The organism is Afipia sp. GW822-FHT03D08, from assembly GCF_058801645.1.
Genome location: NZ_JBXANK010000003.1, coordinates 1 through 13311, shown reverse-complemented (window position 1 = coordinate 13311; position 13311 = coordinate 1). Strand labels below are relative to the sequence as shown.

At 60.2% G+C, this 13311-nt stretch carries 11 protein-coding genes, 1 tRNA gene and 1 pseudogene; 3 read left to right on the top strand and 10 right to left on the bottom strand.

Features of this window, described 5'->3' with window-relative positions:
- Positions 1-93: 93 nt before the first annotated feature.
- Positions 94-1005, bottom strand: a complete 912-nt coding sequence (locus AC1RM7_RS19220; protein WP_006023052.1) for a LysR family transcriptional regulator — start codon at positions 1003-1005, stop codon at positions 94-96.
- Positions 1006-1164: 159 nt separating this feature from the next.
- On the opposite strand from AC1RM7_RS19220, the gene AC1RM7_RS19215 reads away from it, so the two are divergent.
- Positions 1165-2295, top strand: coding sequence for a zinc-binding dehydrogenase (locus AC1RM7_RS19215; RefSeq protein WP_034459549.1), 1131 nt, complete (start codon positions 1165-1167; stop codon positions 2293-2295).
- Between the two features lie 108 nt (positions 2296-2403).
- On the opposite strand, the gene AC1RM7_RS19210 is transcribed toward AC1RM7_RS19215, so the two are convergent.
- Together AC1RM7_RS19210 and AC1RM7_RS19205 are read right to left on the bottom strand one after the other, a co-directional pair.
- Positions 2404-3132 (bottom strand): outer membrane protein, encoded by a 729-nt coding sequence (locus tag AC1RM7_RS19210; protein WP_006023054.1) that lies wholly within the window; start codon positions 3130-3132, stop codon positions 2404-2406.
- Positions 3133-3367: 235 nt separating this feature from the next.
- Positions 3368-3754, bottom strand: a complete 387-nt coding sequence (locus AC1RM7_RS19205; protein ID WP_492943914.1) for a hypothetical protein — start codon at positions 3752-3754, stop codon at positions 3368-3370.
- A 91-nt stretch (positions 3755-3845) separates the two neighbouring features.
- Here AC1RM7_RS19205 and AC1RM7_RS19200 point away from each other — a divergent pair, with 91 nt between their 5' ends.
- Entirely contained in the window at positions 3846-4868 is a 1023-nt protein-coding gene (locus tag AC1RM7_RS19200; protein WP_024920248.1) for a YheT family hydrolase, read from the top strand.
- A gap of 41 nt (positions 4869-4909) precedes the next feature.
- Here the strand turns inward: AC1RM7_RS19200 and AC1RM7_RS19195 are convergent, their stop codons facing one another.
- Positions 4910-5941, bottom strand: a complete 1032-nt coding sequence (locus AC1RM7_RS19195) for a sensor domain-containing diguanylate cyclase (RefSeq protein WP_024920247.1) — start codon at positions 5939-5941, stop codon at positions 4910-4912.
- Between the two features lie 533 nt (positions 5942-6474).
- Between AC1RM7_RS19195 and AC1RM7_RS19190 the strand changes: the two are divergent.
- Positions 6475-6699, top strand: a pseudogene (locus tag AC1RM7_RS19190) (recombinase family protein); the annotation flags it as partial.
- A gap of 4 nt (positions 6700-6703) precedes the next feature.
- Here AC1RM7_RS19190 and AC1RM7_RS19185 read toward each other — a convergent pair.
- From AC1RM7_RS19185 to AC1RM7_RS19160, 6 genes are all read right to left on the bottom strand, one after another.
- Positions 6704-6793: transfer RNA gene (locus AC1RM7_RS19185), tRNA-Ser, on the bottom strand.
- A gap of 89 nt (positions 6794-6882) precedes the next feature.
- Positions 6883-8379: an alpha,alpha-trehalose-phosphate synthase (UDP-forming) gene (locus AC1RM7_RS19180; protein ID WP_024920236.1), complete on the bottom strand. Its 1497-nt coding sequence runs from the start codon at positions 8377-8379 to the stop codon at positions 6883-6885.
- A gap of 268 nt (positions 8380-8647) precedes the next feature.
- Positions 8648-10486 (bottom strand): glycoside hydrolase family 15 protein, encoded by a 1839-nt coding sequence (locus AC1RM7_RS19175; RefSeq protein ID WP_024920235.1) that lies wholly within the window; start codon positions 10484-10486, stop codon positions 8648-8650.
- Positions 10483-11247 carry a trehalose-phosphatase gene (otsB, locus tag AC1RM7_RS19170; RefSeq protein ID WP_244434402.1) on the bottom strand — a complete coding sequence of 255 codons (765 nt, stop codon included), beginning with the start codon at positions 11245-11247 and terminating at the stop codon, positions 10483-10485. The genes AC1RM7_RS19175 and otsB overlap by 4 nt, the downstream gene beginning before the upstream one ends.
- Before the next feature lie 47 nt (positions 11248-11294).
- The gene (locus AC1RM7_RS19165; RefSeq protein ID WP_492837510.1) at positions 11295-12797 is read right to left on the bottom strand and encodes an MFS transporter; all 1503 of its coding nucleotides are present in this window, start codon (positions 12795-12797) and stop codon (positions 11295-11297) included.
- A gap of 303 nt (positions 12798-13100) precedes the next feature.
- Positions 13101-13311: hypothetical protein (locus AC1RM7_RS19160; RefSeq protein ID WP_492943913.1), on the bottom strand; the 211-nt coding region annotated here is incomplete at its 5' end.

The window sequence follows — 13311 nt, the reverse complement described above, 5'->3', positions numbered from 1 at the left end:
TGCTCCGAAAGCTCGCTTATGCAGGCTAGGGAGCATTTATCGTTGTTAAAAGTCGAGAATCTGTCATGCGATCCTGCAAAAAAGGCAACACCCCTATTTGCGGGTTTTCGCCTTTGACGCCCTGATTGTCGTGGTCAGCAGTTTGAGAAATTCCTGCGCCGCGCGAGAGAGCGGCCTGTCCCGGTGCACGCTGATGCTCGATCGCGCGGATGCGAGTTCAGTGTCCGCCACAGGGATCGCGCGAAGCTGACCTGATCCGAGCTGCGTAATCACCGCCATCGCCGGCTTGAACGCAATGAACTGGCCGGTCACGGCCATCGTATTGGTCAGTTCCAGCGAATTCGTCGTGACCAGCACCCGTGGATTCAGCTTGTGTTTTGCGACGGTCCGCTCAAACGACTGCCGGATACCGAAGCTGTGATCGGGGAGCGCCAGAGGCTCCTTGCAGATTTCGTCCAGACTGAGGCTCTTGCGATTTGCATACTTGTGATCACGCGCGACCAGACAGGAAACCGGTTCCGGAAACTCCGCGATGGTTTCGATCTCGGCGCGCGGTGACGCATTGAAGGTGATGCCGATGTCGGCCTCGTCTTCCAGCAAGGCCTCGGTGATCCGATCGGTCGATGCGGTTTGAACCTTGAACGCAACAGCCGGATAACGGCGCTGGAAGTCGGCAAGGATATTGGGCAGCAAGCCGGTGACGAAACCTTCGATCACCCAGAGACTGACGTCGCCACGGCGCAGGCCGCGAAGATCATCGATCCCGGCACGTGCCCGGTCGAGGTCGCGGAAGATGCGATGACTTTGCCGGGCCAGAACTTCGCCAGCTGCGGTGAGCCGCACACCGCTTTTGGAACGTTCGAAAAGCACCGCATCGAGCTCATGCTCGAGCTGCGCGATCTGCCTGCTGACCGCTGACGGCGCGACATGAAGCCGGTCCGCTGCCTTGCGGATCGAACCAAGCTTTGCAACTGCGTTGAAGTATTTCAGCGTCAGAAAACGCATCGCGCCCCCGCAAGACGCGGCCGGAAAGCGCTCATGGGGCTGCGGCCGCCAAACATTTTATATTTGAATCCCCTCATTGCCTGCGGGCTTCAATCCAGCGCAAAGTGCAGCCGTAACTGAAGCTTTTCAACAAGAACGTAATTGTCACGGGAGATCAACATGGGTTTCGAGGGACTTGAGCTTCGCTCCTTGATCAAGAAGAGCGGTGAACTCGAACTGTCGCTGGTCAAGGTCAAGATTCCGGAGCCGGCGGCCGACGAAGTCATCGTCCGGGTCGAAGGCTCGCCGATCAACCCTTCCGACCTTGGCCTCCTTGTCGGTACCGCGGACATGTCGACCGCCAAATCATCCGGTACCGGTGACAGTGTCGTCGTGACTGCATCCGTCCCCGAACCGCTGATGAAAGCCATGGCGGGGCGGCTCGATGAATCGATGCCTGTCGGCAACGAAGGCGCAGGTGTCGTCGTCGCGGCTGGAAGCTCCAGCAGGGCGCAGGCGATGATGGGCAAGATGGTCGCAATGATCGGCGGCGCGATGTATGCGCAATACCGCTGCATCAAGGCCGCCGACTGCATGGTGCTTCCCGACGGAACGACCGCAGCGGAAGGCGCGTCGAGTTTCGTCAATCCGCTGACGGCGCTCGGCATGACCGAGACCATGCGGCGGGAAGGACACAAGGCGCTCGTGCATACCGCTGCGGCGTCAAATCTCGGCCAGATGCTCAACAAGATTTGCCTCGCGGACGGTATCGGCCTTGTCAACATCGTGCGCAGCGCCGAACAGGAAGAGATGCTCCGCAAGCTCGGCGCGACCCACATCTGCAATTCCGCCGCCGCGACCTTCATGGACGATCTGACCCAGGCGCTGGTGGAAACCGGCGCGACGCTCGCATTCGATGCGATCGGCGGCGGCAAGCTGGCGGGGCAGATCCTGAGCTGCATGGAAGTTGCCGCCAACAAGACCGCGAAGGTTTACAGCCGCTACGGATCGACCGTGCACAAGCAGGTCTATATTTACGGCGGCCTCGACATGCGCCCGACCGAGATCAACCGGAATTTCGGAATGACCTGGGGCATCGGCGGCTGGCTGCTGTTTCCGTTCCTGCAAAAAATCGGACCCGCCGAAGCGCAGAAGCTGCGCGAACGCGTTGCCGCCGAACTCAAGACAACATTTGCCAGTCACTACACGCAAGTCGTGTCGCTTCAGGAAGCGCTGCAGCTCTCGAATATTGCAGCTTATGCGAAGCGGGCGACGGGCGAGAAGTTTCTCATCAATCCGAACAAGGCCTGATCGCTCCGGCCTCCAGGCAGCGGATGCGTTCGATACCTTTCGACGTCCAACAAAAAAGGCCCCGGGAAACCGGGGCCTTAAGTTGTCTGGAGAAATTATTGGTATCTCTTAGTACTTCGCGACGACCGGGCCACCCCAGTTGAAGCGGTAGTTCAAGCCAACCTTCACAGTGTGAATGTCGTCCGTGTAGGAGAGGGCGCGAGCACCAGCGTTGGTGTAGGCAACGTTGGTGGTGTCGAAGTTGTAGTACTGGTACTCAACCTTCGCCGACCAGGCCGGAGCGAACATGTATTCGAGACCGCCGCCGACGGTGTAGCCGGTCGATTTGCGATCGGTCACAGCCGGCAGGAAGCCAGCGGTCGCTGCGAGGCCGTTGTCGTCACGGAATGCGACACCGCCCTTGGCGTAGATCAGGCCCGGACCCCAGGTGTAGCCGAGGCGGCCGGTGACCGAAGCGAGCCAGTCGGAACGGTCACGGAAAGAGTTCACGCCGCTGGTGAAAGTACGATCGCTGTTCGAGAGGCCGGAAATCTGGCCTTCAATACCAACCAGCCAGTTCGGAGCGAACTGGTAGTCAGCGCCGATCTGACCGCCGCCGAGGAAGGCTGCGTCGCGGTTGCTGCCGACGAGGGTCGGGTCGGTGGTGGTGAAGCCGTTGTCGCCACCGAAAGCAGCGCCGATGTGCACACCAGCGTAGAAGCCGGTCCAGTTGTAGATCGGCGCAGGCGCGTAAACCGGCGCCTTGGTGTAGGTGCGCGGACCCATGTCAGCGGCGAATGACGCAGTTGAAGCAAGCAAAGCAGCCGAAAAAGCTGCCAGTGCGAAACGATGACCCATCTCTCTTCTCCCCATGTTGAGTTGGGCGAACCCTATTGGCCCCCCAGTTAATGAGAAATGTACAGAGGGCCGGATCGGTTCCGGCACAGGGAGCCCGCCGTTGCTTTGTCTTTCGACGTGACAAAAAAGACACGGCGGGGGCCGATTCCGAAAGGGACGGTTAAGCATAACGGGGGAGCACGGCGCGTCCTGAGGAGTTTCCGGGACGATCATCCAGCCCGCAACCCAGCCGCCTTCAGCATCCCCGGCAGATGCTCTTAAGCCGGCGAGACAGCATTTCGTCCTCCGCCTTCATTTCCTGTAACGAATCCACCGGCTTTGGTTTCGCCTCAGCTTCCGCCCTTTTGGCGGCGAGCGCCCTGGCCTGACGGTCGTAGCAGGCTTCCCGGTCCGGCTTCGAATCGATGAAGCGGCATTGCTCCACCTTTGCGAAGCCCGGGGAAATTCCGGCCAGCACAAACACAGTGATTGAGATCTGGAAAAGTTTCATCGGGTGCTCGCCATGGCCGATACCGAATTCTTTATGACGCAATAAACGGTGCGAAGTCCACGTTTGTCCGACAATAGACGTCCGCAGAACGTCAGAACAGCATTCAGGCTGTGGGCCAAATCCGCGGATCACCGGACAGGACGATATTGCGGATGGTTCAGACGCGGGCGATAACTTGCGGACTATAAGCCGTGACAGCACGCACCGCATCCGGGGGCATCACATGACGCTCAGTTCGATGACACGCGAGGCTTCAACGCAACCCGATTTTCCAGGATTTAAAGCGGGCACCCCCTGGTGGGGCGGCTACCTTCAGACCATCGCCGGCGCACTCCCCACGGTAAGTCCGCGTGACCTCGACCGGTATCCAAGCGAGCAACTGTTCGCACCCGTTCTGGACGGCACCGGGGACACCCTGGTTGCAATGCTCCATCGTCCGGAGCGCCCGAGCATCGACCGATGCGTCGTCCTGCTGATTCATGGCGTGAGCGGCAGCGAAGACAGCAGCTACATTCTACGCTCGGCGGCTTACTTCCTGAATCTCGGCTATCCCGTCCTGCGCGCCAACCTGCGGGGCGCCGGTCCGTCCCGTCCGCTCTGCAAGCTTCAGTACAATGCCGGCACGTCCGATGATCTCGTCCATCTGGTGTCCATGGTGCCGGCCGATCTGCGATCCAACGGAATCGCAGCGATGGGCTTTTCCCTCGGCGCGAATGTGCTGCTGAAATTTCTGGGCGAGCGCGGCTCATCAGCGCCTCTCAGAGCGGCCATTGCCGTCTCCTCCCCTCTCGATCTGGCGGCCGTGTCGCGCCGGTTCATGCGGTGGGACAACGCGCTGTTTCAGTTCGCGATCCTTTCCCAATTGAGGACGGAAAGCGTCAAGCCCGCTGCGGAGCTTTCAAAGCAGGAGCGCAATGCGGCTCTCGCGGCGCGCACCATCTGGGACTTCGATCAGACTTTCACCGCACCCCGTAACAGATTTAGCGGTGCGGAGGACTATTACACACGCTCATCGTGCGCTTCATTTCTGGAGCACATCGCTGTCCCTACGCTCGTGATTTACGCGGCTAACGATCCGATCGTCCCAAGCGAGGCCTATCTTCAATACAAGTGGGACAGGAATCCAAAACTGGTTCGGCTGCTATCGCAATCCGGGGGTCATTGCGGATTTCGGGGGGCCGATTCTCATGCGCGCTGGAATGATGTTTGCGCCGCCCGGTTCTTGAAGAGCATCGAGCAAACTTGATCGGGACGTGTCGCACGCCTAGCCGCAGACGACCTCGGTGTTCATCCGACGCGGCTGCGTGAGGGGGTGAAGAAGCCCGCCGACGATCCGCAACATAAAGTTTCCGAGTCACATTCGGTGATAATGCGATTTCGTCCCGTCCGCTTGGCCTTGAGCAAGGCTGTATCCGCTCTGTGGAGCAGGCCGAGAATGTCCTCGCCCGTCGCCGCCGCTTCGGCAGCACCGATGCTGACGGTGACCGACAAATTTGCCGTGGTGATCTCAAGGCTTTCCACCATACCACGCAGTCGTTCGGCGACTTCGACGCATCCGGCCAGGTCGGTGCTGGGCAGGAATATGCCGAACTCTTCTCCACCTAGGCGACCGACGATGTCGGTGGCGCGTAACCCGGCTTTAAAGGTGTCCACCAAGGCCTTGAGCACCTGATCGCCGACGTCGTGGCCGTACTGATCGTTGATCGCCTTGAAGTGGTCGGCATCGATCATGAGACAACTGCTCGGCGTCTTGCCCCGGCGACCCAGCAGGAGCTCGCGCTCGCACATGTTAAGGAATGTCTTGCGCCTTAGTGCGCCTGTCAGGCCATCGATCGAGGCCAGGAGCCGTAGTTCCAATTGCTCGTTGACGAGAGCGGCCAGGTCTTTCAACAGCCCCAGTTCCTGAGGGCTAATGTCCCGCGGCGACGTGTCGATGGCGCAAACCGCGCCGAGCGGCACCCCGTCTGAGGAAACCACCGGATAGCCGGCATAAAATCTGATATGGGGATCGCCGAGGACCAGCGGATTGCCGTTGAAACGTAAATCCTGCGTCGTATCGGTCACGACCATGGCGCCGTTTGCCAAGATCGTGTGGGCACAAAAGGAAGAGCTTCGGGGAGTCTCTGTGGCTGCCAGCCCTATTCGCGACTTGAACCACTGCCTGTGGTCATCGACCAGTGACACCGCAGCCATCGGAACCCGCAGGGCCGCCGCGACGATCCGGGTGATTCGGTCAAAGGTTTCCTCTGGTGCGGTATCGAGAATATCGTATCGGCGGAGGGCCTGCAGACGCAGGTCCTCATTCGTATCGCTGGACAAGTGCACCTCCCCTGAATCTGACGGGACGGTAATCTGCACAGCTTAACGAATGATAGTTCGTCCAAGCAGTTCTGGTCGTCCTGACGGAAGTGGCGACGCCAAACCGTTATAAGATATGTCCGAAATTCATTTGCCGAACGCCAAAAGCCGCCAGTCCGCGCTGCCTGGCGCGTTCGGCGATGCTACGAAACATGGTATCGAGAGAGTTATCCTCATCGGTCTCATTGCCAATACCTGCATCGAATCCACCGGCCGGTACGCAATGGAACTGGTTATCACGTCACGTTGATGACTGACGCACGGCGGCCTTTTCGCAGGAAATGATGGACGCCGCACAAGCTCAACGGGCCAACCTATGCCCACAAGATCCTTACCACCGCTGAATTGCTTCGGCGTCGCGGGCCTAATCGCCACCGGCTCGTGAGGCGACGCGCATCAACACCGCTTTGGAGATAAAACCCGGCGCGTCGGGAGAGGTCCAGACTTCTCTTCAGCCCACAGTGGCTCACACATTCTTTTGGCGGCGCCTGTAGCATTATTGCGGAGAGCAATTCGATAATGATGGAAGTATCGGCTGCATTCTGCTGAAGAACGTAAGGCGCGTGTTGGCCGGGGAGTATAGCCGCGAACTCTCGGTCAAAGTGTTTGCTGGATAATGCCGTTTGATTGAACACGGGTTTCGCCAGGGTGGCCCGGTTGGTTATGGTCTCAGGCGAATGCTCGTTGACGAGAGCAAAGCGCCAAAAGGCGAACTCTCGGAGCTGGCGGAGAGAGCGGGATTCGAACCCGCGATACGGTTTCCCGTATACACACTTTCCAGGCGTGCGCCTTCAACCACTCGGCCACCTCTCCACGCGCCTGTCATGAAGGGGCCCGCGCCGTTTTGCAAGAGAGCGCGGGCGCTGACCGGAAATATTCCGTAAATATTTGAAGTTCTGAGGCTAATTGACCATAGGCCGGGGCTGAAAACGCGTGGATTCGCGGATACAGCCATCTCCCATAGGCGGCGCGCCGGCGACCCGCAACGGACGAACGACCGACGGCAATATGCTCGGCCCCGCCCCTACATGCGCGTTTTCCAGCGCCTCGATGAAGTCGGAGAACCAGCGATGGATGGTGCCGGCACGCAGCTTGGTCATCATCGCCTCCCACCGCATCCGGCGCTCGGATGCCGGCATCGACAACGCCACGGCAATGGTCCGCGCCATGCCGTCGATGTCGTGCGGATTGACCAGCAGCGCGGTGTCGAGTTCATTCGCGGCGCCGGCGAATTTTGACAGAACGAGCACGCCGGGGTCGATCGGATTCTGGGCCGCGACATATTCCTTGGCGACGAGATTCATGCCGTCGTGCAGCGGCGTCACGACACCGACCTGCGCGGCACGATAGAAACCCGCAAGCACGGTCTGGCTGAAACCCTTGTTGAGATAGCGGATCGGCGTCCAGTCCACCTCGCCATGGCGCCCGTTGACGTCCGTCACCTGCTTCGACAACTCGTCCTGCAAATTGCTGTAAGCCTGGATGCCGCCGCGCGACGGGGTCGCGATCTGCAGCAATGAGACCGACCGCTTCAGCGAGGGCTGGATTTCAAACAGGCGATCGAACGCGCTGATGCGATTGACCAAGCCCTTGGAGTAATCGACGCGGTCAACACCGATCGCGAGCCGTTCGCCGTGAAGGCTCTTGCGCAGCCGCGACACATCCGGATGCGACGCCGCGCGCTGGGCCTGCGCTGCGAAACCGTCAACATCGATGCCGATCGGAAATACCGCGAGGCGTGAGGTCCCGAACCGCGACGTGACGATGCCGTCCTCGACATCGAGGCCGATCTCCGCGCGCAGATAGGCGGTGAAATTTTCGCAATCGTCCTCGGTCTGAAAGCCGATCAGATCGTAGGCGAGCATCGCCTCGACCAGATCGCGGTGATGCGGAACGCCCGCAAAGACGCGGCGCGCCGGCCACGGCGTATGGAGAAAAAACCCTAGCGGACTGCGGACGCCAAGCTCGCGCATCTCCGCGCCCAGCGTGAGGAAATGATAGTCCTGAATCCAGAACGCGGCCGTCGGCTTGTTGAAGCGCATCAGCGCGCGCGCCATGAAGGCGTTCACTTCTCGATAGGACTGATAGTCATCGTGCGAGACACGGATCAGATCGTTGCGGGAATGAAGCGCGGGCCATAACGCGGAATTCGCGAAACCTTCGTAATATCCGCCGTAATGCGCAGCAGGAAGATCGAGCAGCGCCAGCGCGCCTGCGCCAAGCGATTCGATTTCAGCGAAAGAATCCTTGGATAGATTATCACGAACGCGGCCGGACGAACCGACCCAGATTGCACCTGATTTTTCCACCACAGGCAGCAACGCTGCTGCCAGTCCACCGGTCATTGGCTCATTTGCTTTTGCGCGTGCGACCCGATTGGAGACGACGACGAGATCCACAGGGTGCCCTCCCTAGTTCTGCAAACGCAAAAACAACGCTTGTTCATCAATATGGTTCCTCGCCATCCTTCAGACTGATTGACGTCGAATTTGTTGGCGAGAAATGGAACCGAGTTCCATTGCGTGAAGCGTGGCCGATTAAAAACGATTTGCCTAGTCTTGACACATTCGGAATCGCGCGACGCGTATCCATGCAAAATACCGTCGCGTATTTCATATCTCCTCGCGATGAAAACGAATCTGATTCAGCTTTCCAACAGCAGCAACACTAACTGCGCCAGTAGCGATCTTCCCAGTTCCGCGACAGTTTCATGCCAGTGAGAATCAATCCCGCCATCGAATAGGTCTGCGGGAAATTTCCAAACAGCGCGCCGGTTTTCGGATCGATATCTTCTGACAACAACCCGTAGCGATTGCGATGCGACAGCGCATCGGCAAATGCCTCGCGCGCCTCCTCGCGTCGTCCCTGCTGCCACCATGCATCGATCAGCCAGAAACGGCAGATCAGAAACGCCGTCGCCGGCAATCCGAAATCGTCTTCTGCCGCGTAGCGCATCATGTGCTTCTCGCGCAGAAGCTCACGCTCCATCGCCGCGACCGTCTTGATGAAACGCGGATCGTCGACCTCACACACACCGAGATCCGGCAAGAGCAAGACGCTGGCGTCGAGATCGTCCGACCCGAAGGCTGCGGTGAACGCTTCCCGTTTCGGATTCCACGCCTTGTCGAGCAGTTCCTTGTGAATCGGATCGGCAACCGAATTCCAGTACGCCGCGCGATCATGCAGACCGAGACGTGTGGCGATGGAGGCGAGCCGGTTGACGCCCGCCCAGCACATCGCCGCCGAATGGGTGTGAACGCGCTGACGGCCGCGGTATTCCCAGATGCCGGCGTCCGGCTGCAGCGCGACGCTTGCGGCCTTCTCTCCGAGATCCTCGAGCAGACGAAACAGCTTCTCGCCACCCGGCGTCGGCAGACGGCGGTCGAAGAACAACGGCAAGGCGGCGAGGATCACGCTGCCATAGGTGTCGTGCTGGCTCTGTTCGACGGCTGCGTTGCCGATGCGCACCGGACCGTCACCGCGGTACCCTTTGAGATCGGTCGCGATCCATTCGTCGAGCGGCAGGTTCGGCACCACGCTGTAAACCGGCTTCAGCGGCCCGTCCGCGTTGGCCGCGATCGACAACGTGAAGCCGATGAAGTCCTCCATCGTCTGGGTCGCGCCGACACGGTTAAGCGCCTTCACCACGAAATAGGCATCGCGCAGCCAGCAGAACCGGTAGTCCCAGGTGCGGCCCGAACCGGGCGCTTCCGGGATCGACGTGGTGTGCGCAGCGATGATTCCGCCGGTCTCCTCGAAGTTCGACAGCTTCAGCGTGATCGCAGCACGAATGATCGCTTCCTGATAGTCGTAGGAAATATAGAGGCGCCGCACCCAGTGCAGCCAGTAAGCCCTCGTCTGCTCGGCGAAGGAGGTCGCGGTCGCCGCAAGATCACCGGGATACGGCTCGTCGTGGCCGAACACCATATGCACCGGCCGCGTCAGCACAAACGGCGTTTCATGCTCAATCATCGCGATCGGCGCATCGGTGGTGACGCGAACCGTGGATTCTTCCTCGACATAACGGATGTGATTGCTGCCGAGTGAACTTCGCTTCAGCGGCTTGCCGTAGGAATGCGTGGGACGGACACGGATGGTGATGCGCGGCAATCCGGCAATCGGCTCGATGATCCGGAACAACTGCGGCGGCCGGAACATGCGGCCGTACTGCCGGAAGCGCGGCGCGAAATCCGTGATGCGGACCGCGTTGCCTTTGGCATCTGTCAGAATGGTCTCAACCAGGGCGGTATTGCGGACGTAGTCGGACTTGTAATCCACCATGCCGTCCAGCACGACGTCGCTGAAACCTTTCTCCTCGTCGCCTGCAACCAGGCGCGAGAACACCGGATCGGCATCGAAGCGCGGGAAACACCACCACACCAGCCGCGACGTCGGATCGACCAGCGCGGCGGTCTTGCAGTTGCCGATCACCGCCAGATCGAGGCCATGGTCGATCTTCGCGCCTGCTTCAATCTGGGACTTCGTCATTGCCTTGGGAATATTCATTGCACCGCCATCGCCTCGTCATCAAGCAAGTGTGTCAACCATGCGCGGACGTCCTTCGGGGCCCTGAACTGCCCGTCGACCCCGTGAGCGCGGCGGCCTACCGAAAATGATACGCCGCGGAACGCCGGCATGATGGCGAACACGGATTCGTCGGTGACATCATCACCAATGAAGATGGGATTGCGGCCGGAGAACGGCGCATGGCTCATCAGTTCGCGGACACCGGTCGCCTTGGTGAAACCCGCGGGCTTGATCTCGCACACGAACTTTCCCGGCAAGACCTCGATCGGCGCCTGCGGAAGATCGGCCCGGATTGCGGATACGGCTTCGTAGATCGTTCGCTCGAACTGCGGCGCCAGCCGGTAATGCAATGCGATCGAGTAACCCTTGTCCTCGTACAAAATGCCGGGACTGAGATGCGAGATCGCAATGAACCGGCGCTTCAGATCGTTGTCCATCGGCGGCGCATGCGACGCCACCGCCTCGTTCTCGACCGACAGCCGCATTTCGGCGCCGTGACCGCCGACTGCGGGAAACTGCAGCGGCGCGAAGATGACATCGATATCGGTCAGCGAGCGGCCGCTGACCAAGGCCAGCGCACCATCCAGCCGATCATGCAGCGCCTGAAGCGTGCTTGCCAGATTTGGCGGAACGACGACATCACGCGGCGTCGGCGCCAGCTCCAGCAAGGTGCCGTCGATGTCGAGTAACAGGGCCGTCTGGTCGAGGTCCGGCACAATTCCCGCCGGAGCAGACAACATGTCGCCCGCGCCCGTTGCCGGGATTTTTTCAATCACGCGATGATCCATCAGTTGTTCTGCGCAGCGAGCGGCCGCGCAACCTCCTCAAGTGATTTGCGCTCGGCATCGATGCAGTAGCGCCACGCGATGAGCGCAGCGGCAACCATCAGAACCGATCCGAGCAGGTAACCGGCGAACACGCTGCTGCGCGAACCGGTATCGATCAGAACTCCAAACAGCGCCGGCCCCGCGACGCCTCCGATGCCGGTGCCGATCGCATAGAACAGCGCGATGGCCAGAGCGCGGACCTCGAGCGGAAAGGTTTCGCTCACGGTCAGATACGCGGCGCTGGCCGCCGGCGACGCAAAGAAGAAGATCACCATCCAGGCGATCGTCTGGGTTTGCGCAGTGAGCACGCCGATCGAGAACAGGTAGCCCGACACGGCAAGCAGAATACCCGACACGCTGTAGGTCAGCGCGATCATGGTGCGCCGTCCCACCGTATCGAACAACGATCCGAGCAACAGCGGCCCGAGAAAGTTTCCGGCGGCGAACGGCAGAATGTACCAGCCGATGTTCGCGGCGGGGATAGCGAAGAAATCTGTCAAAACCAAAGCATAGGTGAAGAAAATCGCGTTGTAGAAGAACGCCTGGGCCACCATCAGGGACAGTCCGACCAGCGAGCGGCTACGATAGGTATGGAACAGGGTGCCGGCAACTTCGCGCAGCGGTGTATGTGTCCGCATCGTCAGCCTGATTTTCGGCAACGGATGATCGGGTTTGCCGCCGCCGGGCACCGCACGTTCCATATCCGCGACGATTTTCAGGGCACGCTCAGGCTGACCGTGAATCATCAGCCAGCGCGGGCTTTCGGGAATCCATAACCGCATCACGAATACGACCAGACCAAGGCCCGCGCCGGTCAGAAATGCCAGCCGCCAGCCCAGTTCAGGATCGATCACGGCGGGATCAAGCAGCACAATCGCACTCACCGCGCCGATGGCTGCGCCGATCCAGAAGCTGCCGTTGACGATCAGATCGGTACGGCCGCGATAGCGCGCAGGCACCAGTTCCTGTATCGTTGAATTGATCGCTGTGTACTCGCCACCGATCCCCGCGCCGGTGATGAACCGAAACAGCGCGAAGCTCGCAAGATTCCACGAGAAGGCTGTTGCCGCTGTCGCCGTGAGATAAACCGCCAGCGTGACGAAGAACAGTTTCTTGCGCCCGATGCGATCGGTCAGCCAGCCGAAGCCGATGGCGCCGAGCGCTGCGCCCGCAAGATAGGCGCTGGTCGCAATACCGATGTCGGTGTTGTTGAAATTCAGAACCGGGCTGCTTTTCAATGCACCCGAAAATGCCCCGGCAAGAGTGACCTCGAGCCCGTCGAGAATCCATGTGATGCCGAGCGCCGCGATCACCCGGGTATGAAAGCCGCCCCATGGCAGCGAATCCAGCCGCGCGGGAATATCGGTCTCAACGGCACCCTTTGCGAGCGCGGCGGAAACGGGAGCGCTTCCTTGCTGCGAGACTTGTGCCGGGGACATCTGGATGTTTGTCAAAACTGACATCCCGCCGTCCTTTTCACCGGTTTCACTCTCGACCTTTCGATTGGACGCCGTAACCGGCGATGGCAGGCGGCAGCCGCCGCGGGATGGCTCTGGAACCCTGGAATCCCGCCTCCCCGAAACGGCAACAATTTCAACGGCAAGGCCTGGAACCGCCCGTCCATGCCTGACCGCCGGACGGCGGGTACACCCGCCGCCGCTATCCAGACAACACCGACATGGGAAGGAGGTTCCAATTGGAACCGCCGGCCGATCACGCGACAGGGCCGTTCATCATTCCGGGCGCTTCGCGAATAATCTCACCAGTCATTCCAGGGTGAGGCGCCTGGTGCAGGCCTGCAATCCATGATTGCGGAATTCTGTGTCGTGACCGTGGACTCCGGGATGGTGCGAAAGCGGGACCCATAACCACCGCACGCCGTGGCAATGCAGGGACACGATCAAGCAGAGCGATACAGCTGTTGTTTCTGTCATTCCGGGGCGCGCCTCTTCGCGCGAACCCGGAATCCATTTCTCC